The organism is Bacteroides sp. (assembly GCF_030151085.1).
Classification (GTDB): domain Bacteria; phylum Bacteroidota; class Bacteroidia; order Bacteroidales; family Bacteroidaceae; genus Bacteroides.
This window is the reverse complement of record NZ_JASLER010000044.1, coordinates 11107-36750: the sequence shown is the minus strand read 5'-3', so window position 1 is coordinate 36750 and position 25644 is coordinate 11107. Positions and strand designations below refer to the sequence as shown.

General features: G+C 45.6%; 14 protein-coding genes and 1 tRNA gene. 11 read left to right on the top strand and 4 right to left on the bottom strand.

Translation table 11 applies throughout. The features are described 5' to 3' along the window. Positions 1-362 precede the first annotated feature (362 nt). The 7 genes from Q1W14_RS08160 (at position 363) to Q1W14_RS08130 (ending at position 13911) form a co-directional block, all read left to right on the top strand. A complete protein-coding gene (locus tag Q1W14_RS08160; RefSeq protein ID WP_300700543.1) occupies positions 363-3500 on the top strand; it encodes a TonB-dependent receptor in 3138 nt (1045 codons plus the stop codon). Between the two features lie 7 nt (positions 3501-3507). Continuing rightward, positions 3508-5430 carry a RagB/SusD family nutrient uptake outer membrane protein gene (locus Q1W14_RS08155; RefSeq protein ID WP_300700540.1) on the top strand — a complete coding sequence of 641 codons (1923 nt, stop codon included), beginning with the start codon at positions 3508-3510 and terminating at the stop codon, positions 5428-5430. 18 nt (positions 5431-5448) lie between these two features. Beyond that, positions 5449-6144: a DUF3823 domain-containing protein gene (locus Q1W14_RS08150; RefSeq protein WP_300700538.1), complete on the top strand. Its 696-nt coding sequence runs from the start codon at positions 5449-5451 to the stop codon at positions 6142-6144. A gap of 222 nt (positions 6145-6366) precedes the next feature. Continuing rightward, positions 6367-8391: a hypothetical protein gene (locus Q1W14_RS08145; RefSeq protein ID WP_300700537.1), complete on the top strand. Its 2025-nt coding sequence runs from the start codon at positions 6367-6369 to the stop codon at positions 8389-8391. 18 nt (positions 8392-8409) lie between these two features. Then, positions 8410-10500 carry a DUF6259 domain-containing protein gene (locus tag Q1W14_RS08140; RefSeq protein ID WP_300700535.1) on the top strand — a complete coding sequence of 697 codons (2091 nt, stop codon included), beginning with the start codon at positions 8410-8412 and terminating at the stop codon, positions 10498-10500. A 25-nt stretch (positions 10501-10525) separates the two neighbouring features. After that, positions 10526-11623, top strand: a complete 1098-nt coding sequence (locus tag Q1W14_RS08135; protein WP_300700534.1) for an alpha-mannosidase — start codon at positions 10526-10528, stop codon at positions 11621-11623. After that, on the top strand, positions 11620-13911 hold the full coding sequence (locus Q1W14_RS08130; protein ID WP_300700533.1) for a GH92 family glycosyl hydrolase: 2292 nt from the start codon (positions 11620-11622) through the stop codon (positions 13909-13911). The genes Q1W14_RS08135 and Q1W14_RS08130 overlap by 4 nt, the downstream gene beginning before the upstream one ends. Before the next feature lie 104 nt (positions 13912-14015). On the opposite strand, the gene Q1W14_RS08125 is transcribed toward Q1W14_RS08130, so the two are convergent. Both Q1W14_RS08125 and Q1W14_RS08120 read right to left on the bottom strand, forming a co-directional pair. Beyond that, complete coding sequence (locus Q1W14_RS08125) at positions 14016-15020, bottom strand: 2-oxoacid:ferredoxin oxidoreductase subunit beta (RefSeq protein WP_300700532.1); 1005 nt, start codon at positions 15018-15020, stop codon at positions 14016-14018. Between the two features lie 24 nt (positions 15021-15044). Then, positions 15045-16892, bottom strand: a complete 1848-nt coding sequence (locus Q1W14_RS08120) for a 2-oxoacid:acceptor oxidoreductase subunit alpha (RefSeq protein WP_300700530.1) — start codon at positions 16890-16892, stop codon at positions 15045-15047. A gap of 207 nt (positions 16893-17099) precedes the next feature. Between Q1W14_RS08120 and Q1W14_RS08115 the strand changes: the two genes are divergently transcribed. The 4 genes from Q1W14_RS08115 to Q1W14_RS08100 all read left to right on the top strand — a co-directional run bounded on the left by Q1W14_RS08115 (position 17100) and on the right by Q1W14_RS08100 (position 20326). Continuing rightward, a tRNA-Arg gene (locus Q1W14_RS08115) sits at positions 17100-17171 on the top strand. Positions 17172-17177: 6 nt separating this feature from the next. Beyond that, entirely contained in the window at positions 17178-17612 is a 435-nt protein-coding gene (locus Q1W14_RS08110) for a hypothetical protein (protein WP_300700529.1), read from the top strand. Between the two features lie 118 nt (positions 17613-17730). Further along, a complete protein-coding gene (locus Q1W14_RS08105) occupies positions 17731-19968 on the top strand; it encodes a TonB-dependent receptor (protein WP_300700527.1) in 2238 nt (745 codons plus the stop codon). A gap of 46 nt (positions 19969-20014) precedes the next feature. After that, a complete protein-coding gene (locus Q1W14_RS08100; protein WP_300700525.1) occupies positions 20015-20326 on the top strand; it encodes a heavy-metal-associated domain-containing protein in 312 nt (103 codons plus the stop codon). 110 nt (positions 20327-20436) lie between these two features. Here Q1W14_RS08100 and secDF read toward each other — a convergent pair whose 3' ends face one another. Further along, positions 20437-23451, bottom strand: coding sequence for a protein translocase subunit SecDF (secDF, locus tag Q1W14_RS08095; RefSeq protein ID WP_300700523.1), 3015 nt, complete (start codon positions 23449-23451; stop codon positions 20437-20439). Positions 23452-23534: 83 nt separating this feature from the next. After that, the gene (locus Q1W14_RS08090) at positions 23535-25619 is read right to left on the bottom strand and encodes a M3 family metallopeptidase (protein WP_300700522.1); all 2085 of its coding nucleotides are present in this window, start codon (positions 25617-25619) and stop codon (positions 23535-23537) included. Positions 25620-25644: the final 25 nt, after the last annotated feature.

Genomic DNA, 25644 nt, shown 5'->3' with positions numbered 1-25644 from the left:
ACGGGTATATAGTGGTTAAAATAATACCAAAACTCATTAATTGAGGCAGCACCTAAGAAAGACGCCCACGCTATATTTGCAATAGTCAATTTGAAGAACAAACATGAAACAAAATATCGGATATACTATGATATACTGGCTTTTTCAGAAGTGCTGATTCCTTTCTCTCTGAAAGACACCCGGAATATTGTGAATCTCGAAAAAAAGAAAGGAGGGCAATATATATATAATAATGTAAATGCTTTGGTGAATTTAGTATTAAAGAGACGCTTTCGTAAAGAATGTCTTCTCTCTACCTCAATAGATTCTTTATTTATGAATAATAATAATTTTAGTTGTTAACCTTTTTAACCATCTGTAATATGGGAAAAGAAAACTTTGTAGCATCGTTTAGTCAAAAGAAGACCATGAGTCTGATTTTGCTGGTTATGCTTTTATTTATGGCTCCTGCTTTCGGGCAGAGCGGACTTTATGCTCAGGTCAAAGCCTCGGGCGTTGTAACTGATGAGTCGGGCGAACCAATTATTGGTTGCTTGGTTAAAATTAAGGGAGCTGCCGAAGGTGCCATCACTAATGTTGACGGTCAATTCTCCGTGAATGCTCCTAAATCTGCTGTACTGGTATTCTCTATGGTGGGACTGAAAACACAGGAACTCCCTGCAAGACCAGACATGAAGGTTGTGATGAAAGACGATAACGTTCTTCTCGACGACGTTGTAGTGGTAGGTTATGCCACACAGAAGAAGGCTAGCTTGACAGGTGCTATCTCCAGTATTAATAATGAAGAGATTCTGACGACCAAAACCCCGTCACTAGCTGTGGCATTGACCGGTAAAGTGCCGGGTTTGAGAATCCGCCAGAACAACGGTATGCCTGGTGGTTTCGACACAAAGATTGATATCCGTGGTATGGGTACTCCGATGATTGTTATCGACGGTGTGGTGCGTAACGAGACTACCGAGTTCCAGAAACTGAACCCGGAAGATATCGAGAGTATCACTGTACTGAAAGATGCTTCTGCTGCAATATATGGTATCAATTCAAGTAACGGTGCCATCATTGTAACTACGAAGACAGGTAAAAAAGGACCTATGAAGTTCTTCCTGAATACCAACTGGGGCTTCTCCAAACCGACTACACATACGGATATGTTGAACTCTGCCCAATATTGGGAAATCAGAAATGAGAATGAAGTAAACTCAGGCCGCTCGCCTTATTTCTCTTCCAGAGAAGAACTGCTGAAGGCACAAGCACTTCCTAATGTAAACTGGTATGACGAAGTTTTCAAACCGTCCGCTTTCCAGCAATCTTATAATGTAGGTATCGAGGGTGGTGGAGAGAAAATATCTTCTTACACCAATATCGGGTATATGACGGATAACGGTCTGCTTCGTAGTGGTGATATCGGTTATCATAAGTACTCTTTGCGCAACGGAACTCAATACCAGATTAATAATAACCTGAAAGTTAATCTGAGTTTATCCGGATATACCGACATGCGCAAACAACCGGGTACATGGGACGATGCATTCTTCTATCTGAACAAGGCTGCACATGGCATTATTCCTTCGGAAACGGTGTATGCCAATAACAATCCGCTTTATTTTAACCGTCCGCGTTCTTTGAATGATAATCCGGTGCAGTTTGCACAGAGAGAACAAGTGGGTTATAGCGAATGGAGAGACCAGTTCTTCCAGGGGATGTTGTCCGTTACATACGATATACCCCAAGTGAAAGGACTTTCTTTGAAGGCACAAGCCTCTTTCGATTCTAAAACTACAGTGAAAACTAAGGTACAGAAGAAAGCTACCGGTTATCTTTATTCCGAGTCTGACGACAAGTATGAGCCTTTCACTATGTTCAATGACCCAAGTATCGAGGAAGAAAACTGGCTGACACAGCGTTTTAACTTCCAAGGATCTATCAACTATAAGAATACTTTTGCAAATGCTCATAATGTAAGTGCGGTTGCCGTATTTGAAACTCGCCAGGACAACAGCCGTTATTTAGGAGCCAAGCGTTATTATGACGGAGATTTCTTTACGACCGATAACATAGACCGTGCTCCCGAAGCCAAGATGGTGGGTCGTGGTAATACCGGCGAAACCTCCTTTGTATCTGTAGTAGGGCGTTTCAACTATGATTATAAGAGCAAATACTTGATAGAGTTTGCTTTCAGAGAAGACGGCTCATACCGTTACCATCCCGATCAACGTTGGGGATTCTTTCCTGTAGTGTCAGGAGGTTGGAGATTGTCTGAAGAATCATTTATCTCAGAAAACCTTCCATTTATTACCAACTTAAAGATTCGTGGATCTTGGGGACGTTCCGGTGAGGACGCAGGCGCTCCATTCCAGTATATCCCTGCTTATAAAGCTTACAACGGTTATGTACTTGGCAGCGGTTCTTATACGAACGGTTATGCAAGTTCGGGTTTGGTGAACAGCTATTTGACATGGGTAACCACCGAAATGTCGGATATCGGTATAGATGTCTCTTTGTGGAACGGCTTGTTGGATTTCTCTGCCGACATCTATCGCAGAGACCGTGATGGATTGCTGGCAAGACGTTTGCAGGCACTTCCGAATACTTTCGGGGCTACTCTACCCGAAGAGAACCTGAACAGTGACCGTACGGAAGGCTTTGAAATGACGATTGGACACCGCAACCGTGTGGGTGAGGTTTCTTACGGAGTTTCTGCCAATATGAACTTCAGCCGTTCCATGACTACTTACCAGGAACGTGCACCTTTCCGCAGCAGTTGGGATCGTTGGAAGAATGGTTCGGTAGACCGATACCACGGCATCGGATGGGGTTATCAGTTGGACGGCCGCTATACCAGCTACGAGCAGATACGTAACAATCCGTTCATGGAAACCGGTGCACATGGCAACACCAAAACCCTGCCGGGTGACTACAGGCATCTCGATGTCAACGGTGACGGTCTTATCAGCGGCAATGACATGATGCCTATCTTCTGGGTAGACGACCCGAAGATGACTTTTGGTATCTCGATGGATGCTGAATGGAAAGGCTTCGATATAAACATGTTGTGGGCAGGTGCTTGCAAATATACAGCCAAATACAATGAAATCTTGGGTAATGTTCTTGCACTCGATGCTTCAAACTCACCTGCCATGTACTATGACAGATGGCATTTGGAGGATGTTTATAATCCTGACAGCAAGTGGATTCCCGGACGTTTTCCGGCAACTCGTAAGGATGATTCGGATAATGGTGCCAACCGTTTGGAAACTGAGATACAAAGAATCAACGCTGCCTATTTGCGTCTGAAGAACGTCGAAATAGGTTATACTATTCCTGCTCAGTACTTGAAGCGTTTCGGTCTTTCTAAGGTCAGAGCTTACGTCAATATGACGAATCCATTTGTGTTTTGCAACAAGGATCTGAAGGAGTTTGACCCGGAAATCTCCGCTGGCAACGGATTTGCTTATCCTTTGCAGAAATCGTATAACTTTGGTTTAAACATTAATTTCTAATAAGAAGATGAAGAAGACAAATAAATATTCGATATTAGCGGTAGCAGCAACCATGCTGTGCTGCTCTTGCAGCGACTTTCTGGAGATAGAACCGAAAGACCGTATTACTGGTGACGCTCTTTTGTCAACCGATGGAGGTATCAATTCCTATATGGCTACTCACTATTATAATCTTCCTATTGAAGACTTCCGCTTCGACTTTACGAAAGATAATACGGATGGTTTCAATATCGGTCGTTGCGACGGTGGAAAGACGAACATGATGTCCGGACCCGAGGCTGTGCACTCAGAGTGGGGCGACTTCATCGGCGAGACAAACAGATACCAGAACTGGGATAAGATATACACCTATATCCGTGGATTCAACGAGTTGAAAGCGAATATTCCGTTGATGAAGCCCAGCAATCCGGCTACTATCAATCAGATAACCGGTGAGTATCACTTTATGATGGCATACGCTTACTATGCGTTGGCAAAACGCTATGGCGGTGTACCTATTATTGAGAATGCACAAGATTTCAATGGCGACTATGAAGCCGTGAAAATACCGAGAAGCACCGAAGTGGAAACCTGGAAGTTCGCCCTCCGCATGTGCGATGAGGCTGCCAAATTCCTGCCCGATGCCACTACTCAGGAACGTGCCAATAAATGGACTGCCTATGCTTTAAAGTCAAGAATTGCTCTTTTTGCCGCTTCGGTAGGTAAGTTCTGGAACAGAGATGGAGCGGCACTTACCGGCGTGGCTGTAGATGAGAAGTTGGTAGGCGGATTTACGCAAGCGGACGTTGACTTCTTCTATCAGGAGTGTATCAATGCTTCGGCCGAAGTAATTAAAAGCGGTAAGTTCGCCCTCTATGGTGAGAATCCTGCCAGTGTGGAAAACGTCATAGAGAATTATGGCAAACTCTTCACAGCTGGTAAAGGTATATCCGAAGTTATCTTCCTGAGAGACTATGTTTATCCGGGTATCTCGCACAATATGGGCAAGTGGCACGAACCCAACCAACTCTCCAATGAGTACGGCGGTCGCTGTAATCCTACTCTGGACATCGTAGAGGCATATGCCTATATGGACCCGATGACGAAGACGGCTACCTATAACAAACCTTTAGTTACAACTACCGACGGTGACGAGGATTATGCTTCGTACAATCCTTATCAGAAACGTAACTATAAGAAGTACGACAATCTATCGGAGATATTCGCCAACCGTGACCCTCGTCTTTATGCGTCGGTTATCCTTCCCGGTACGCAGTGGGGTGGTCAGACCATCCTTATTCAAGGCGGATTGGTACGTGAAGACGGTAGCGCCATGTGGATGGCAAACGATCCGTACGACTTCAATGGTCAGGTATATTATGGTAAAGGCAATGCCAGCGAAGGCCAATTCTCCGGTTGGGTAAACAATCGTGCCAACGGTACACGTACCGGCTTCTTGTTGAAGAAATATCTGAAAGGTACAGGCGACCAGACCTGGGATCAGGTGACTACTCCCTTCGTTGATTTGCGCTACGCCGAAGTCCTGCTGAACTATGCCGAAGCCGTAGCCGAAAGCGGTCTGCCCGATGCACCAAACTGTATCACCGCTAAAGAAGCCCTGAACAAGGTACACCACCGTGCCGGCTTCATGGACGATCTGGACTGCTCACCTGAGTTGGTACGTTACGAACGCATGGCTGAGTTTGCCCTTGAATACAATTCTGTTTGGGATTACTACCGCAGACGCGAACTGCACACGTTCTTCGATGGCTCTCACAATCGTGGCGGACTGGTGCCGATGCTCGACTTTACTACGGGTTCCAAGAAGTACATCTTTGTACGTGCTTCCATCGAAACCGGAAACATACAGAGACGTTTTGAAGAGAAAGCTTACTACCGGTTTATTCCGGGCATAGCAGGAAACTCATTGATTCAGAATCCTAACTATTAATCTTTATACAGAGTAATCATGAAAACAATAAATACTATTCGCTTTATGGCACTGGCTGCAATGACAGCTTTTGCACTTACGTCTTGTGAACTGGATAATTACGATGGTCCGGATGCTTCCATCAGCGGTGAGGTCCGGGATATAGAGACGGGAGACTTGATTGAGCAGGACATCAGCAACGGCAGCAACATCATCTTTATGGAGCATGGCTTTGAGAATCCCGAAGAGCAAAGAATGATTTTCAAGGTAAACGGCGAATATACCAACAACTTGATGTTCTCCGGTGTGTATGACTTTTATTTCAATGAAAGCAACTTCGTAAAACCCGAGAAGCTTACAGACTACCGTATCAAGTCGGGAGCTAACAAACTCGATTTTAAAGTGCTGCCCTATATACGTGTATCTGATGTAACGATTCAGAAGGTGGGCGACAAGATTGTGGCTAAGTTCAAGATTACCCCTACGGTAGATAACAATGTCCGTGAGGTCGGTCTGTTCGGTCACACAGATTTCATTGCAGGTGCACAGTATGCCCACGACCGGGCTACGGCATCGGTGAATGAAGCTTTCAAGGGAGTAGCCCGCGAGTTTACCCTTGAGATGAGTGACAATCAGTTCAAGAAGGGAAAAGAATATTATTTCCGTGTAGGAGCCATTATAGATGTGCCCAACTCACGATATAATTATGCTCCTTCGTTGAAGCTTACTATCTAGGGTATATAAGAGGTTGGCTATTCAGGCTAACAGAATAGGGGGGGAGACCGCGTGCGTCATTAGGGTGAGACCCATTGCGTCATTAGGGCGACGCTCATCACGTCATTAGGGCGACGTTTGTTGCGTTGTTAGTGCGAGGCAACAAACTCCCATTTATAGCGGATCCCCCTTCTTTATATCGAACTTACATTAATACAAGAACTAATAAACAGAATTACTTTTATGAGAAAAAAAGCTCTATTAGCTTGCGCCTTTCTTTTCTGTACTTCCCTCTTTGCCACTGAGGCAGGGAAGACCCTCACGTTGGAGAATAAAAACGTAGAGGTGGTTTTCGACGCAGAAAGCGGTGCGTTGCTACGGATGACCGACAAGCATTCCGGATGGGAAATTATGAAACGAGAGGTTTTGGGTCAGTCTTTTGAATTGCTCCTGCCAATGGAAGGTACTGAGATGACCGATGCTGACCGACGCTTCAACGTGGTGAAAGGTATCAAGCAAGCTAATCCTGCGATTGAAAAGGCAGGCAACCGAATCACCTTTACCTGGAAAGGCATGAAGTCCGAGTTCATGACTCAGGAAGTGGATATTACCTTCAAAGGGGTAGTCAGCCTGACGGACAAAGGTCTTGAATTTTCCGGTAATGTGACCAATAACAGTATATATCCTATAGAGTACGTCTCCTGGCCCTGCATAGGCGAAGTGACCGTACCCGACAAAACACAACCACTTCATCATAGTACCCGTAACGATCAACGGGATTTGTTTCCACATTTCTTCAATCAACATGGTTATTGGGGGGTAGATTATCCCACATCGACCTACGTACTGCCCGAGAAATCTTTCTTGCAAGTGAACGACCGCGAAAGAGGCTTCATGGTCTATAACCGCGAAATGCCGAACTACATGACCATTACTTCCTTCGAACTGATTCCCGGCTACGAGATACGTGGCGTGAACCCTTACGAAGACGAGATAGACGGCGAGATGGTACGCATCCAGTTCAAGGCAAATCATGTGGTTTATTGCGAACCGGGCAAGGCTGCCACTCTCGACCCCGTGCAATTCGTAACCTATAAAGGCGACTGGTTGACAGGTGTAGACATCTATCGCAACGACCGCGTGAAACTGGCGTCTGTACAGAAAAAAGCCACTCCCCAATGGCTTGCAAGCCCCTTGAATTGGCAGAAGGTAGGTATCGGTAATGGAGCCGACTTGCTACGCTATGCTCAAGAGAGTGCCAAATGTGGTGTAAATGTACTCTTAGTACGTGGCTGGTACAGAGGCGAAAACGGTCATATTACCGAAGTGCCGGGTTTGGAAGAAGCCATTGCCAAATGTCAGGAACAAGGCATGCGCATAGTCCTTGAAACCAACTGGACCAGTGTAGACCGTCATGCGCAGGGCTACCGTGAGAATTTCAGAAAGTATGTGATGGTAGACCCCTTCAACATGCCTTACAACTTTAACAATATGTGTCCTAATGCCCCCGCCATCCAGCAATGGGTGAAGTCGGAATGGCTGAAACTGCCTGCCCTTCGTGTTGCCGACGGATACATGAACAACGATCACAACCACAACAACAAAACCTTCATGTGCTTCGACAAAAGCCATAACCACCGCTTTGGCGAGCCTACCATCAACGGTATGATGAAGATAGACACCGAGATGGCGAAAGCACTTGCCACCGGTGCTGATAAAGTAGCTTTGGGACAAGACTTCATAGAACACCAGCAAGACATCTATGACGGATGTATGGTGAATGTCGGTGATAACTTCTACGCCAAGAACCGCTACATGAATTCCTCATCTCCAATGCTGGTTCGCGTAGAAACACGCAATGCGCGTCGTGGCATCAACCAAGCGCTGCTTAACCGGATGAATGTTATTTACGACCTGAACTTCTTTAGTAACAACTTGGCAGACTATCCTCACATTACCGAATATGGCACTTTAGTGAAGGCATTTCGTAGCCTCTATGCGGAAGCTATTTGGAATGCTAAGTTCGACGGACGCAATGGAGCGGTTGTCAATGGCGATAACCTGGATTATTCCGTATTCGTAGCCAAGAACGGTAAGCGTGCGGTGGTAGTAGCCAATATGAGCAACGACCGTGCTTCCAAAGCGAGCGTTGCGTTGAATAATAACGCAAGCCTGGTATATGCCACTCCCGAATCACCGGAACAGATGGCTTTCGGCGGCAGCGTGGAACTAGCTCCTCTTTCTGCTGTAATAATCATGGAAAAATAGTATAACCCCTCAATGTATATGAAGAAAATATCAATAATAGTATCCATGCTTCTACTCACTATGGGGTTGGGAGCACAGCAGAAGTATTTGCTGGAAAATGAGAAGATGAAAGCCGAAGTAGACTTGGCTCAAGGAGCTTTGATGGGCCTACAGAGTAAGGCTACCGGCTGGAATGTGATGGATGACGAAAAGGCTGCCTGTTCTTTCGAAGCGAATGTAAAGCTTGCCAACGGCAACTTCTTTGTAATCAATGCCGCTTCACAAAAGCGCCCGGAAGTAACCATACAGGGAGATATGCTCACCTTTGTGTGGAAGGGCTTGAACGTCGGTGGTCAGCAACTGGATGTCACCTTTACGGGGACTATCACCATGACTCCGGACGGACTGGTTTATGGTGGAAAAGTAGTGAATAACTCTGATGTCATCATTGAACAGTTGGCATGGCCTTTCGTGGGTGAAGTGTCTATTCCTGCCGATACGGAGAGATTGCTTTTGCAATACATGAACTACACCAAGTTCAATACCGAGGAACTTTATCCCAGAGAAGCCGGCAAAGGCTGGTGTAATTTCCCGGAACATTCGTTCGCACTGATTAATAACGGCAAGCAAGGTTTGTATCTTTCCAGCATGGACCACAAACTGGATGAGTATGTTCGTTGCGAATACGAGACGGTGCCTACCCCTGCATATGCCGCATTTATCGGTACTGCCACTTCAAAGAAAGGAAATGGAGAGCGCCGGTTGATGAGAACACGCTTGAGAGCGGCTAGAATGCTTTATCTGCAAGCACATTCGGATAAAGAGCTTGTGCCGTTTATCATGACTCCATACGTGGGTACTTGGCACAATGGTGTCGATATTTATAAGAAGTGGCGTGCAACATGGTTTGTTTCGCCCCATCGTGCGGAATGGCTGAACCGTGTTAGCTCCTGGCAACAACTCCAAATCAACTCCTCGGAGACGAACATTAACTTCAAGGTGAAAGATCTGAACAAATATGTTGATGAATGTAAGAAGTGGGGTGTAGATGCCATCCAATTGACCGGATGGACCAAAGGCGGACAAGACAGAGGCTTGCCTTCTCATTCCCTAGACCCTCGTCTGGGTACAGTAGAAGAATTCAAGAAGCAAATTGCCGATGCCAATAAGAAAGGTGTGAAGATCTTGCTCTTCACGAAACTTACGTGGGCGGATCTTACAACGGACTATCACGAACAGTATTTGCCTAATCTTGCCTGGAACGCAGAGGGAGATACCTGTATCCATCCGGGATATAATTACAACACCTATACACAGTTGGAAGGCGTCAATACCCGTCGCTTCGGTATCTTCTGTATGATGGATAAGAGCCTTCGCGAGAAGTTGCACGGAGAATTTCAAAAATGCCTCGACCTGGGTGCTCCGGGTATGGTTTATGACGAGAACCAGCACCATGCAGGAACCATGCTTTGCTTCAACCCGAACCACGGGCACAAAGTTCCGGGCTTCAACTATCAGGGAGCCGATCTGCTGGGACGCGAGTTCTATGAGATGTGCCAGAAGTCTAATCCGGACTTCCTGATGACCGGCGAAGGCCCGTATGACTTGCAAGCACAATATTATGCTACTTATACCCGTGCCGACTACAATCATGAACCTGTACTGCGTTATATTGACTCGGAAGTTCCGGTAGCTTGTGCCGTGATAGACCACAACGACAAGAACCATGTGAATATGTGTGCCGCACTGAAATACTCCATGAGCTATGAAGTCCGCAATTTCAAGGGAAGCCTGAATGAATTCCCCCGTGTCATGGCTTATGGTCAACAAGTGGATAAGCTGAGAAAACGCTATGCCGACTACTTGTGGAATGCAGAATTCCTCGATGTACTGGGTGCTAAAGTAACCGGAGATAATATCCGATATACTGTATTCCGCAATGGAAAGACGGGTAAGAAAGCGGTAGTGGCATATAATGTCGATACACAGAAAGCTCATACGGCTACTGTTTCTATCGACGATTCTAATGCTCCTCTGGTTATTGTTTCTCCCGAGAAACAGGCGCCATCCAAATTCAAGGGACAAGTAGAAATCAGACCTCAGTCTATGGTCGTAGTTATGGAAAAATAAATTGATACATTGAATCATTACCTATATGAATAAATTCTTTTCTAAAGCCTTGTCTCTTGCCTTGGGCATGTTGGCAACGGCGCAATTTTCAAGCTGCACGGAGGCAAAGAATGTCGAACCTGAGAAGTGTGTGTTTGCTTTCTATTATAACTGGTATGGCAATACCGAACACAATGGTAAAGAAGTCCACTGGGAACATGGCGTGATAAAGAACGCCGACTATAAAGGCAATGCCGATGACATCAAAGGGCAGGATAATCTTGCCACAAACTTCTATCCGGAGTTGAAGAACTATAGCAGCACCGATCCTGTAACGGTAGCACGCCACATGGAAATGATGGCAAAGGCCAAGGTCGACGTGGTAGTAGTAACTTGGTGGGGAGCGAATGACTTCGGTTCTCCTGCCTTGCCTACTCTGTTCGATGAGGCTGCCAAACACAATATGAAAGTTTGCTTCCACATAGAGCCATACGCTGGTCGTGGTGCCGAAAGTCTCCGTGCTAATATAGCCGACCTGACGAAACAATTCGGCTCTCATCCGGCTTTCTACCGCATGGAAGGCAAGCCCTGCTTCTTCATCTATGACTCTTACCTGACTCCTGCTTCCGAATGGGCGCGCGTATGTACTCCACAGGGAGATCTTACCATCCGCGGAACGGAACTGGATTCTAAAATCATAGGTCTGTGGGTAAAGGATAAAGAACAAGATTACTTCCTGGAGTCCGGTCTCGACGGCTTCTATACCTACTTTGCCGCCACCGGGTTTACATACGGCTCTACTCCGGCAAACTGGAAAGGCTTGCAGGAATGGGCAGTGCAAAACGGTAAAACATTTATCCCTTGTGTAGGCCCCGGTTATATCGACACCCGTGTACGTCCTTGGAATACTGCAACCACACGTGACCGCGAGAACGGAAAGTACTACACCGATATGTTTCAGGCAGCTACGGAATCGGGTGCTCTTAATATCGGCATCACTTCGTTCAACGAGTGGCACGAAGGTACGCAGATTGAACCTGCCGTACCTTTCGATAGCGATTTATTCGAGTATATCGACTACTCTCCGCTGGCTCCGGATTATTATTTGACTCGCACTGCGGAATTAGTATCAGCATGGAAATGAGGAAGATAAAGACAACGTTGCTGCTAGTATCACTCATGCTTTCTGCCTGCCGCTTGTGTGCGGCAGGCGAGAGTCGTGATTATGCCGACTATGTGAATCCGTTGATGGGTTCGCAGTCGGTGCATTCTTTTTCTACCGGCAATACCTATCCTGCCATAGCTACCCCGTGGGGCATGAACTTTTGGACTCCGCAAACCGGAAAGATGGGAGACGGATGGGCTTATACCTATACCGATACTAAAATTCGTGGCTTCAAGCAAACACACCAGCCTTCCCCTTGGATCAACGACTACGGGCAGTTCTCTGTAATGCCCGTTGTGGGGAAACCGGAATTCGACGAAGAACGTCGTGCCAGTTGGTTCGGGCATAAGGCGGAAATTGCAAAGCCCTATTATTACAGTGCTTATCTGGCAGACTATGATGTGGTTGCAGAAATCTCTCCCTCGGATAGAGGGGCTGCGTTCCGTTTCACCTATCCTGAGAACGAGCATTCGTATGTGGTGATCGATGCTTACGACAAAGGTTCATACATTAAGGTAGAGCCGGAGAAGCGGAGAATTGTCGGCTACTCTACGCGCAATAATGGCGGTGTACCAGATAACTTCCGCAACTGGTTTGTGATAGAGTTTGAACGCGATTTCGAGTTTGTGAATACGGTTGCTGAGAAGAAGATTTTTAATACTCTGGAGCAGAAAAGCAATCATGTAGGTGCCATTGTCGGTTTCAAAACCCGTAAAGGGGAGCAGGTACAGATGAAGGTCGCTTCTTCATTCATCAGCCTGGAACAAGCGCTGCTCAATTTGCAGGAAGTAAAGAACAAGAGCTTTGACCAAGTGCGTGAGTCTGCGAAAAAGCGGTGGAACGATGTCTTGGGACGTGTGGAAGTAAGCGGTGGAACCGATGACGAGCTGAAGACGTTCTATACCTGTCTCTATCGTTCTACCCTCTTCCCCCGTAAGTTCTACGAACTGAATGAGAAAGGAGAATTCTATCATTATAGCCCCTACAACGGGCAGGTACTTCCCGGCTATATGTATACGGATACAGGCTTTTGGGATACTTTCCGTTGTCTCTTCCCACTCTTGAATCTGATTTATCCTTCGGTTAATAAGGAAATTCAGGAAGGATTACTCAATACCTATAAGGAGAGTGGCTTCTATCCGGAATGGGCAAGCCCCGGTCACCGGGATTGCATGGTAGGTAACAACTCCGCTTCGGTCATCGTCGATGCTTTTCTGAAAGGGGTGAAAGTAGAAGATGTAGAGACACTCTACAAAGGTCTGATTGCTACTGCCAACAAGGAGCATCCCACTGTGAAGTCCACCGGACGCTGGGGTTGTGAATATTACAACAAATTAGGATATGTACCTTATGATGTGAATATTCGCGAGAATGCTGCCCGTACACTGGAATATGCTTACGATGACTGGTGTATCTATCGTATGGGTAAAGTCTTGGGACGTCCTAAATCGGAAATCGACTTGTATGCCAAACGGGCCATGAATTATAAGAATCTGTTTGATAAGGAAACATCTTTGATGCGAGGCCGTAATAAGGATGGTAGTTTTGCCGCTCCTTTCTCTCCTTTCAAGTGGGGAGATGCTTTCACCGAAGGAAATGCATGGCATTATACTTGGTCTGTTTTCCATGATCCGCAAGGATTGATAAATCTTATGGGAGGAAAGCGGCAGTTTGTATCCATGCTGGATTCTGTATTCATTGTTCCCCCTGTCTTCGATGAGAGTTATTATGGAAGTGTTATTCACGAAATACGTGAAATGCAGGTGATGAATGTGGGTAATTATGCGCATGGCAATCAGCCCGTGCAGCATATGATTTATTTGTATAACTATGCCGGTACGCCATGGAAAGCGCAAATGCGACTTCGTCAGGTGATGGATAAGTTCTACGCACCAACTCCCGATGGTTATTGCGGCGACGAGGACAATGGTCAGACTTCTGCCTGGTATGTCTTTTCCGCTCTAGGCTTTTATCCGGTGTGTCCTGGTTCAGGACAATATGTCTTGGGTTCTCCTCTTTTCCGTAAGGCAGTGATTCATTTGGAAAACGGCTCGGATATAACTATCAACGCACCTGAGAATAATGCGGTGAATCTATATATTGATGAACTCACAGTCGGTGGAAAGAAATATGAGAAGAATTATCTGGAGCACGATAACTTGCTTCAGGGTATAAAGATGAACTTCCGGATGTCCGATAAACCTAATACCCGGCGAGGTACAGCGGACTCGGATGCTCCTTATTCCTTCTCCTTAGAGAAAAAATAAAGTGTAATTATAATATTGATTTTCAGGATTACTTGTATTTCTAAATTGATGAGGCTGTCTAAACTTGTTAGACAGCCTCTGTTTTAATTTATAGCGATAAGAGTTTATTTCACTTCCCAAGTATCATTTGTCATTAGCAATTCCTGGAAGTTGTGATACTTCTTTTTGTCGGAGATCTCTTCGATCTGTGCGTGAACTGCTTCGTCGTAGGTAGGAGCATCTACGTCGCGGATTACACCGAGTGCAATGGGGAAGTCAGGACCTTCCATCAAAGCAAGCTTCAGCTGTACAGTGTTATCAGCGCAGTGTGCATCGTGTACAAGGATATCTTTTTCGGTGATACCATTCTCGCCAAGCTTCACGACTTTCAGACCGAAACCTTGCTGCATCAGACCGAACTCGTTGTTCTCACCGAACAACATTGGTTTGCCATGTTGCAGGTAGATAGCGTTTTTGGCACGGCCTTCTTTCTTGTAAACTCCGTCGAAAGTGTTGTCATTGAAGATAACGCAGTGCTGCAAAATCTCGCAAACGGTAGTTCCTTTATGTTCGGCAGCGGCTTTCAATACATCTACTGTTCCGGCTGCATCGGTTGCTACGCAGCGTGCAAAGAAGCGTCCACGGGCACCAAAGCAGAGCTCTGCCGGGTGGAATGGGTCTTCTACTGTACCGTAAGGAGATGATTTGCTGACGAAACCACGAGGAGACGTCGGAGAATATTGTCCCTTTGTAAGACCGTAAATACGGTTGTTCAACAACAGGATGTTAATGTCGATGTTACGACGAATAGCGTGGATGAAGTGATTACCACCGATAGCCATACCATCACCGTCACCGGAAACCTGCCAAACACTGAGGTTTGGATTGGCTACCTTGCAACCGGTAGAGATGGCGGCAGCACGTCCGTGGATGGTCTGCATCGCATACGTATTCATATAATAAGGCAAGCGGCTGGAGCAACCGATACCGGAGATAACGGCTGTTTCGTTCGGTGCGATACCGATTTCTGCCATTGCCTTGTGCAGTGAAGCCAAGAAGAAGTGGTCACCGCAACCCGGACACCAACGAGGTTGTCCTTTTTTGAAATCTTTCGCTGTATATTCGCTCATGATGTTTCTTTCTTTACGGGGTTATTACTTGTTTAAAATCTCGGTGAAGGCGTCAACCAATTCAGCTACTACGAACGGTTGTCCCTTGACTTCATTGAACTGATAAGGAGTGAAGTTGTCTATCTTCATGCGCAGGTATCCGGCGAATTGTCCCAGATTCTGCTCAGCAACTACCACTTTCTTGTATTTCTTCAGTACGGCTTCCGTATTCTTTGGCAACGGATTGATGTAAGTGAAGTGAGCGAGTGCTACTTTCTTGCCGGCTTTGTTCATTTCCTCAACGGCAGAATACAAGTGACCGTATGTACCACCGAAACCAACAACTAACAGGTCAGCATCGTCTACGCAACCTTGTACTTCTACATCAGGCACCTGAATCTTGGCAACCTTCTCGGCACGCAGGCGACACATCAGGTCGTGGTTTTCAGGATCAGTAGAAATTGCTCCCGTATTACTGTCTTTTTCCAAGCCACCCAAGATGTGAGTATATCCTTCCTGACCCGGGATAGCCCAGTAGCGTACACCGGTTTCCGGATTGCGTTTGTAAGGAGCATAGTTATCTTTCATCTCTGGAGTAACGTACGGAGGATTGATGGTAGGATATTCATCCATGTTAGGCAACTTCCATGCACCCGAACCGTTAGCAACGAAACCATCGGTCAACAGGACAACCGGAGTCATGTGTTCCAAAGCTATTTTACAAGCATTGAAAGCAGCATCGAAGCAGTTTGTAGGAGAAGTAGCAGCGATAACCGGCATCGGGCTTTCGCCGTTGCGTCCGAATAAAGCTTGCAACAAGTCAGTTTGTTCCGACTTCGTAGGCAGACCGGTAGAAGGGCCACCGCGCTGAACATCGAGAACGACCAACGGAAGTTCGGTAATTACTGCCAGGTTCATGGCTTCCGACTTCAGGCAGACACCGGGACCGGAAGTAGTGGTTACTGCCAGTGCACCTGCGAAAGAAGCGCCGACTGCTGTAGCACAACCCGAAATCTCGTCTTCACATTGTACGGTCATTACACCCAATGATTTATGTTTGGCAAGTTCGTGTAGTACATCGGTTGCAGGAGTGATAGGATAAGAACCTAAGAAGAGCTTCAAACCTGCTTTTTCGGCAGCGGCCATGAAGCCGTAAGCAGTAGCCTTATTACCCATGATATCCATGTAAGTACCTTTGGCTTTGGCCTTGCTACCAATCTTATAAGTGTGGGCTACGGAAGAGTGTGTATTATGTCCGTAGTCGTAACCGGCATGCATCACCTTGATATTTGCCTCGGCAACTTCGGGTTTCTTTCCAAACTTCTCGCGCAAGAATTCTTCTGCTGCTTTCATGTCGCGGTTGAACAACCAGAATACCAGACCTACAGCAAACATATTGCGGCTTTTCAGCATGGCTTTGTTGTCCATTCCGGTATCTGCCAAGCAATCTTTTACCATTTGGGAGATAGGAGCGGCAATAACATCTTGCTTGATACCCATTTCTTCAATAGGATTATCGGTTTTGAAAGCAGCTTTTTCCAAGTCTGACTTCTGGAAAGCATCTGTATCGATGATGATACAAGCAGTAGGTTTAGCAAACTTATACTGAGTCTTCAATGCGGCGGCATTCATTGCTATCAATACGTCACATTTATCACCCGGAGTATAGACTTTATCCGCTCCGATATGTACCTGAAAACCGGATACGCCGGTAAGTGAACCTTGCGGGGCACGGATATCTGCCGGGTAGTCGGGGAATGTACTGATGTCATTTCCCGCCGTAGCCGAAACTGTTGAAAAGATGTTGCCGGCGAGTTGCATACCATCACCGGAGTCTCCGGAGAAGCGGACTACCACTTGCTCCAGTTCTTGGACCATCATGTCGTTAGCCATAACTTAGATTTATAATGTTATATAATGAATTTGTTTCTGAATTTGTTTCGAGCGCAGGCAAATTTCGGAAAGTTAATCGGATTAACAAAACTTTTTTCGGAAAATCAGCAGAATACATTATCTTTGTGCCCGCAATCTAACTGCGCGGTGTAGAAAAGACATAGAAGTTCTACAAATATTCTACAAAAAGGGCTGATTGTCTATCAAGGTCTTGTAGTTCAATGGATAGAATAGAAGTTTCCTAAACTTTAGATCCGGGTTCGATTCCCGGCGAGACTACACAACATGATAAATACGATGAATGCTTATCGCTACATAGCAGCTGTATTGTTCTCTCTGCTCATTATTTTTGCGGGGGCAGGCGTTGCTGTGATTCATTGTTACTGTGTAAGTTGCCGAATTACACACGAATGTTGTGAAGGACAGCACGAACATCATGCTCAACAGACTTATCAGGCAGACCAACATACTGCCTTGTCTCATACCGACTACTCGGATGAAGAAGACTGCTGTACTTCCACTGTTTATAAAGTAGATTTATTGAAAGGGCAGAATCCAACGCCCGTAATGACTCCGGTTATGTTTTTGCTTTGCAAAGAATTGGTACAGTCGCTCATGCCTGTGCCTGTTGCTACATTGCAGACGTCTTTATACACATTTCCACCCTCTCCACCGGAACCCAGGCGGTATCTGGCATTTTATTCCGTATTCATAATTTAGATATTGATTGTACCTGTATCGGTTTGCCGATATGGGTTATGGTTGGCTGATGCCCTATTGACTCACAAGCTTTGCCTGTGGTAAGGCTTGAGTTATTAACAAACAATCATTATTTAAAATGAAATCGACGAATTATTTAACAACGAAATATCTCCTTTTTTTCCTTCTCCTCTTCCCTTTACAATTTGCTTCGGCACAGGTGCAGGGTACTGTAAAAGATGCTGCTGGTGAGGTTATTGCCGGTGCAAATCTGTTTTGGCTGGGTACTACAAACGGTGCCACTTCCGATGCCGAAGGTCACTTTAAAATTGTAAAGCCTAAGAATGCCCATCAGTTGGTGGTGAGTTTTATCGGTTTTGATAACGATACGATCCGCGTAAAAAAAGCAAATGAAACACTTGACATTACTTTGCGCGAAGGCATACAGCTTACCGAAGTCAATGTAGTAAGCCGACGCTTGGGAACGATGAAGCTCCGGAACAGTGTGATGAATGAAGATGTAATCAGTGCTGCCGAGTTATGCCGTGCGGCTTGCTGTAATCTGGGTGAAAGTTTTGTAACCAATCCCTCGGTCGACGTAAGCTACTCGGATGCCGCTACAGGAGCTAAGCAGATTAAGCTTCTCGGCCTGTCGGGTACCTACGTGCAGATGCTTACCGAGAATATACCCAATTTCCGTGGTGCTGCCTCTCCTTACGGGTTGGGTTATGTACCGGGGCCTTGGATGCAAAGTATTCAGGTGAGCAAAGGAAGCTCATCGGTGAAGAATGGTTATGAATCCATCACCGGACAAATCAATGTGGAATTCAAGAAACCTCAGTTGCCGGAAGCCGATTGGGTATCTGCCAATCTCTTTGCCAGTACTACCAATCGCTACGAAGCCAATGCAGATGCTACTGTGAAGTTGGGACAACGATGGAGTACTACCTTGCTGGCGCATTATGAGAATGAAACTAAGATGCACGATGCAAATGACGATGGTTTTGCCGATATTCCCCGTGTGGAGCAATATAACCTGTGGAACCGTTGGGCGTATATGGGTGATAATTATGTATTTCAAGCTGGTATCAAAGCCCTTTCGGAGAAACGTGAAGGGGGACAGGACGTACATGGTGGCGAATCGGTACACGATCCTTATCGGATTAAAGTGAATACAGACCGTTATGAGTTCTTCACCAAGAATGCTTATATATTTAATAAGGAGAAGAATACTAACCTGGCCTTCATGTTGCAGGCTGCTCTTCACAACCAGGATGCCGTATACGGGCGTAAACTCTATGATGTAGACCAAATCAACGTCTACGGTACTTTGCTTTTTGAAACAGAATTTACTCCTCAGCATAGCCTTTCTACCGGATTAAGCTTCAATTATGACGGCTATGATCAGCGTTATCGCCTGACGAATGATGCCAACTTGGGTCGTACCAAACAATTTACTAAAGAATCAGTCTTTGGCGGACATGCGCAATACACCTACAATCTTAATTCCAAATTGATGCTGATGGCAGGTATTCGTGGTGATTACAGCAGCCAGTACGATTTCTTTGTCACTCCACGTGCTCATGCTAAGTACATGCCAAATGAATATATCAATCTTCGTCTATCGGCAGGAAAAGGTTACCGTACCAATCATGTATTGGCCGAGAACAATTACTTGCTTGCCAGTAGTCGCAAAGTAGTGATTGCTCCTAACCTCAAGCAGGAAGAAGCCTGGAACTATGGTGCCAGCCTTTCTACTTATATTCCTTTGTTCGGTAAAACGCTTAATATTAATGCCGAGTATTATTATACCGACTTCCAGAATCAAATGGTAGTCGATATGGATAGCAATCCGCACGAGATAGCATTTACAAACCTTGATGGTCGTTCTTACTCGCACGTCTTCCAGGTAGAAGCTACTTATCCTTTTATTACTGGTATGACACTTACGGCTGCCTATCGTATGACCGATGCCAAGAGTACCTATAATGGGGAGTTGCTCGAAAAGCCGCTTACCAGCAAGTACAAGGGGCTGGTCACTGCTTCGTATCAGACACCGCTTGGACTTTGGCAATTCGATGCTACACTTCAACTCAATGGAGGTGGACGCATGCCGAAGTCTTATGAACTGGCAGATGGTACTCCTGCATGGGAAGCCCGTTATGGCGCTTTCGAGCAGGTCAGCGCACAGATAACCCGCTATTTCCGTCGTTGGTCTATCTATATTGGTGGTGAAAACCTGACTAACTTCAAGCAGAAGAATCCCATCATAGATGCTGCCAATCCTTGGGGTGACAACTTTGATTCTACTATGATTTGGGGACCGGTACATGGAGCCAAAGGATATATTGGCATTCGGTTTAACCTGGCACGATGATTAGATTATAAGTAACATTATTTTAAACCTTTAAATAGAGACAATTATGAAAACGAAAAGAATGGTTACTGCCCTTGCAGTTGTATTATTGAGCGCCGCATCTGTTGTGGCAAAAGACTTCCGCACTGTAGTATTCAAGGTTGAGCAACTGCATTGCGAGAACTGTGAGAAGAAAGTAAAAGATAACATCAAGTTCGAGAAAGGTGTAAAGACTTTCTCTACCCAGCTGAAAGAAAAAACAGTTACCGTGACTTATGATGCTGAGAAAACCAACATCGATAAGCTGAAAGCTGGCTTCAAGAAATTTAAGTACGAAGCGGTAGTGCTGAAGGAGACAAAGGAAGGCGATCAGAAGTAAACGTTGCCGATAGTTTCAATCATTGAAACTGAGAGGTATCTAAATATATAAAGGGAGAAAAACTTGCGAGGTTTTCTCCCTTTTTATATTTAGATACCTTGTATCAGGTCTTATTTAGCTACTTCCACTTCGGGTTCAGTGCCTTTCTTATTCTTCAGCATCATATAAGCAATAGGTGATGCAACGAACAATGAAGACAGTGTACCGATTACTACACCCAGAATCATAGCGAATGCGAAGCTGCGGATAGAATCACCACCAAGGATGAAGATACACAACAACACGATTAATGTACTAAGTGAAGTATTGATAGTACGTGCCAGTGTAGTATTCAATGAATCGTTGAACAGCATGCGTACATTACGTTTCGGGTAGAGACCGAAGAACTCACGCACACGGTCGAAGATTACCACCTTATCATTGATAGAGTAACCGATAGCCGTCAGGATAGCTCCAATAAACGTTTGGTCGATTTCTAAGGAGAATGGCATCCAACCCCAGCAGAGTGAATAAGCACCCATAATAATTAATGTATCACTAGCTAATGCGAGAACTGAACCCACACTATAAGCAATATTGCGGAAACGAATCAAGATGTACAGACCGATAGCAATCAAAGCGAAGAGTACAGACCAGATGGCGCCAGTTTTGATATCGTCTGCAATACTCGGACCTACTTTCTGAGAACTGATGATACTACCACCTGTGTGATTGTCGCGGTCAATGAAGGTAGCCAAAGAAATATTCTGAGTAAGCAGAGGTTTCACGGCTTCATATAAATATGCTTCAATTTCCGAGTCAACAGTTGGTCCATCTTCCTGTATACGGTAGTTGGTACTGATACGTACAGTTTTCTTGTCTGTACCGATGGCGATAACGCTTACGTTGGCATCACCGAATTTATCGGAAATCAACGTACGTACTTGTTCCGGTTCGATAGGTTGCTCAAATTGTACTTTGAAGTTACGTCCACCGGTAAAGTCAATGCTCTGACTGAATCCTCTGATGAACATAGAACCAATGCAGATTACCAAAACAACACCGGTGATTGTGAACCACTTCTTGTTACCACCCATGAAGTCGAAATGTGTATTCGTAAACATGTTCTTGGATAACGGAGAAGAGAACGTCAAGTTCAAGAACTTATCCTTAGCCATGAAGTGCTCGTAGAACAGACGTGTCATAAACACGGCAGTAAAGAATGAGCAGAGAATACCGATAATCAATGTAGTGGCGAAACCACGGATAGGACCTGTACCGAAGTAGAACAGGATCACACCTGTGATGATTGATGTTAGGTTGGAGTCGAAGATAGCGGAGAATGCGTTGGAGTAACCGTCGGATAATGCTTTCTTCACACCCTTGCCGGCACGAAGTTCTTCTTTGGTACGTTCGTAAATCAATACGTTGGCATCCACCGCAATACCCAGTGACAACACGATACCGGCGATACCGGACATGGTCAATGCAGCCTGGAAGGATGAAAGAATACCCATTGTGAAGAAGAAGTTCATGAATAACGCACCGTTGGCAACCATACCCGGAATAAATCCGTAGAGGAAGCACATAAATGCCATTACCATAACAAGAGCTACAACAAATGAGAACATACCGGCGTTAATAGAGGCTTGTCCCAAAGACGGACCTACGATATCTTCCTGTACGATGTGGGCAGGAGCCGGCATCTTACCAGATTTCAATACGTTAGCTAAGTCCTTTGCTTGTTCAGGAGTAAAGTGACCCGTAATTTGTGAGTTACCACCGGTGATTTCCTGATTTACATTCGGTGCAGAATATACATAACCATCCAATACGATAGCGATGCTCTTACCGATGTTCTGTTTAGTCAATTGAGCCCAACGGCGTGCACCGTCGCTGTTCATTGACATACTTACGGCAGGTTTACCGAAGTGGTCGAATTCATCTTTTGCATTTACTACTACATCACCTTCCAGCGGAGCTTTACCGTTGCGTTCGGTAGACTTGATAGCATAAAGTTCGAAAGTCTGAGCCTTAGGATCGTTTTCAAAAGCAGAAACACCCCACTTCAGACGCAGGTCTTTAGGCATTTCAGCTTGTACTTCCGGCATGGAGAGGTATTTGTTGATCTCTGCTGTATCCTTATAGTTAGCATAAGCAGCTACCGGACCTTGTCCACTTGGGTTAACTTGCAACATAGCCAACAAAGGATGTTCCTTCTTGATTTGTGCAAGGTCAGCTGCTTGTGCTTTGGTTTCACCCTTCAAGGCAGCAGCAAGGCTATCAGCTGTGCTGGTTGTTTTAGCTATGGCAGGAGCGGCAACTGCAGCACTGTCTACTGCTGTGCTGTCTGTGCTGTTAGCTGGCGTTTCGTTAGAAAGAATTGCACGCAACTTAGCATCAGCCGATTGCAAATACGGAACAACATCCTTAGCTGTGTATGTTTCCCAGAATTCCAAGTTAGCAGAACCTTGTAGCAATTTTCTTACACGTTCAGGTTCTTTGATACCCGGAAGTTCTACCATGATACGCCCCATCTTGTCTTCCAGACTCTGGATGTTAGGCTGAACTACACCAAAACGGTCGATACGAGTACGAAGTACATTGTATGAGTTGGCAACGGCAGCTTTCACTTCTTCGCGCAGTACTTTTTCAACTTCTGCGTCAGACGTTTTTTGGTTTACTTTGTCTTTTAATTGTTGAGTTGCAAACAATTCGGCGAGACTGGCACCCGGAGCGAGTTTATGATACTCCTTCACAAACAGGGTGATGACGTCTTCCTGACTCATGGTTGCCTGTTTTGCGGCGTTTGCCAATGCTTGATTGAATGCTTCGTCAGATTTGTTGTCCGCCAATGCTTTGATAACATCGGGTACGGAAACTTCAAGGATAACGTTCATACCACCCTTTAAGTCCAAACCTAAACTGATTTCCATTTCGCGACATTGTTTCAGCGTCCAATTGCCGAACCACACTTTCTCATTTGATAGAGAATCAAGGTAGTCTTGCTCCACTTTCACATCGCCTTTTGCGAACTCTTTTGCCTTACTTGTATAGTGGCGAGTCACAAAAGAGAAGGAGAGATAGAACACACACACCAGTGTGAGCAATACCGCAAAAATCCTTACAAATCCTTTGTTTTGCATGTTACTTTAGTTTATTATGATTACTTTTATAATTGATTTCTGTCGTATATAAGGCTGCAAATATAGCTTTTTTTTCACAAATCTTACTTCATACCGCGATTTTTTAACATCGGGTCTAATTGAGGCTCAGCACCTCTGAAGTTCTTGTAGAGCGTCATTGGGTCTTCACTGTCTCCTTTCTCCAAAACATTCTGACGGAAAAGGTCGGCGGTCTGCTTGTCGAAGATGCCATGTTCCTTGAAAGCTTCGAAGGCGTCATTATCCAGAACGTTTGCCCAAAGGTAGCTATAGTAACCTGCTTCATAACCTCCGATAATGTGATTGAAGTAGGTGGTGCGATAGCGTGGAGCTATTTCGGGAATAAGGCCGAGCTTATCCATGGCTTCTTTCTCGTATGCCACTACGTCGAGTCCTTCGGTACTTGTCAGGTTATGCAGGTTCATGTCAAGGATAGCGGCGGCAAGCAGTTCGGTAGTCATGAAGCCTTGGTTGAAGGTCTTCTGATTCAGAATCTTTTCGATAAGGCTGTCGGGGATAACTTCGCCGGTTTTATAATGTTTGGCGTACATCTTCAATACTTCAGGCTCGGTAGCCCAGTGTTCGTTGATCTGTGAAGGCAGCTCTACAAAGTCACGTACCACGTTGGTGCCGGAAGTACCTTTGTACTGGCATTGAGTCAGTAAACCATGCAGACCGTGACCGAATTCGTGGAACAAGGTTTCTACTTCGTCGATGGTCAGCAACGAAGGAGTGTCGCCTACGGGTTTAGTGAAGCTGCATACGTTGCATACCAACGGGCGGATGTCTCCGCTTTGCTCACGATAGTTGCTCATCCATGCACCGCCACTCTTTCCGGGACGGGGGAAGTAATCAACGTAGAAGATACCGAGTTGTGAACCGTCGGCAGCTTTTACTTCGAACACTTCTACATCGGGATGATAAACGGGAATACCGTTCAGTTTGGTCAGAGTGATACCGTACAACTTGTTGGCAACGGCAAAAGCACCTTCGCGCACATTCTCCAGTTTGAAGTAGGGCTTGATATCTTCTTCTTCGAGGTTGTATTTTTCTTTGCGCAGTTTCTCGGTGTAATACCACCAATCCCATGCTTCCAGTTTCTCACCTTTACCCTCTTTATCCATTACCTTTTGAAGTTCGGCAGCTTCGGCTTTGGCTTTAGGCAGGGCGTAATTCCAGAGGTTGTTCAAAAAGTCCATTACTGTGGCGGAATTCTTTGCCATCTTGGTGTCCAGCTCGAAGTTGGAGTAGCAGTCGAAGCCCAGTAATTGAGCCTTTTCAAGGCGGAGGCTGATGATTTCGGTCAGAACCTTCTTGTTATCGTTTTTATCGTTGTTGTTGCCACGGTTGATGTATGCTTTGTACATCTTTTCACGCAACGGGCGGTTGGCGGAATATTGCAGGAAGGGGAGGCGACTGGCGTTGTGCAACGTAAACAGCCATTTGCCTTCTTGTCCATCGGCTTTGGCTTCTTCGGCAGCACTTTGGCAGAACCATTCGGGTAGTCCGGCAAGGTCTTCTTTCTTATCTACGAAGAGCTTGAAGGCGTTATTCTCGTTCAAAGTATTGTTGGTGAAGGTAACGCTCAAGGTAGAAAGTTGCTTGTTGATTTCGCGCAGGCGGGCTTGCTTGTCTGCGGGCAGGTTGGCACCGGAACGGACAAAACCTTTGTAGGTCTTGTCCAGCAGTCTTGCCTGTTCGGTTGTTAGTCCCAGGGCATCTTTTTGTTCATAAACGGCGCTTATCTTCTTGAATAAGTTCTGGTTGAGGTAAATATTGTCCTCATGTTCGGTTGACATCGGAGCCAGCTTTTTGGAAAGTTCGGTCAGTTCCTCCGTCGTTTCGGCTTCTGTCATGTTGCCGAATACTCCTTTAACACGATTCAGCATAGGAGAACTGTTGTCGTAAGCCACGATCACATTCTCGAATGTGGGAGCTTCGGCATTGTCGATAATTGCCTGGATATTGGCGTTTTGCTCTTCCATACCTTTTAGGTATGCAGGCTCATAGTGTTCCAGTTTGATTTTATCGAAAGGAGGAACACCATTCGGAGTTTGGAACTCGGTAAAGAACGGATTGCTTTCCGTTTTAGTAGCACAAGAGTACATCATACAGCATGCAGCTAAGATTAGAATACTTTTCTTAAACATCGTTTTTCAGTATTAAATATTTAGT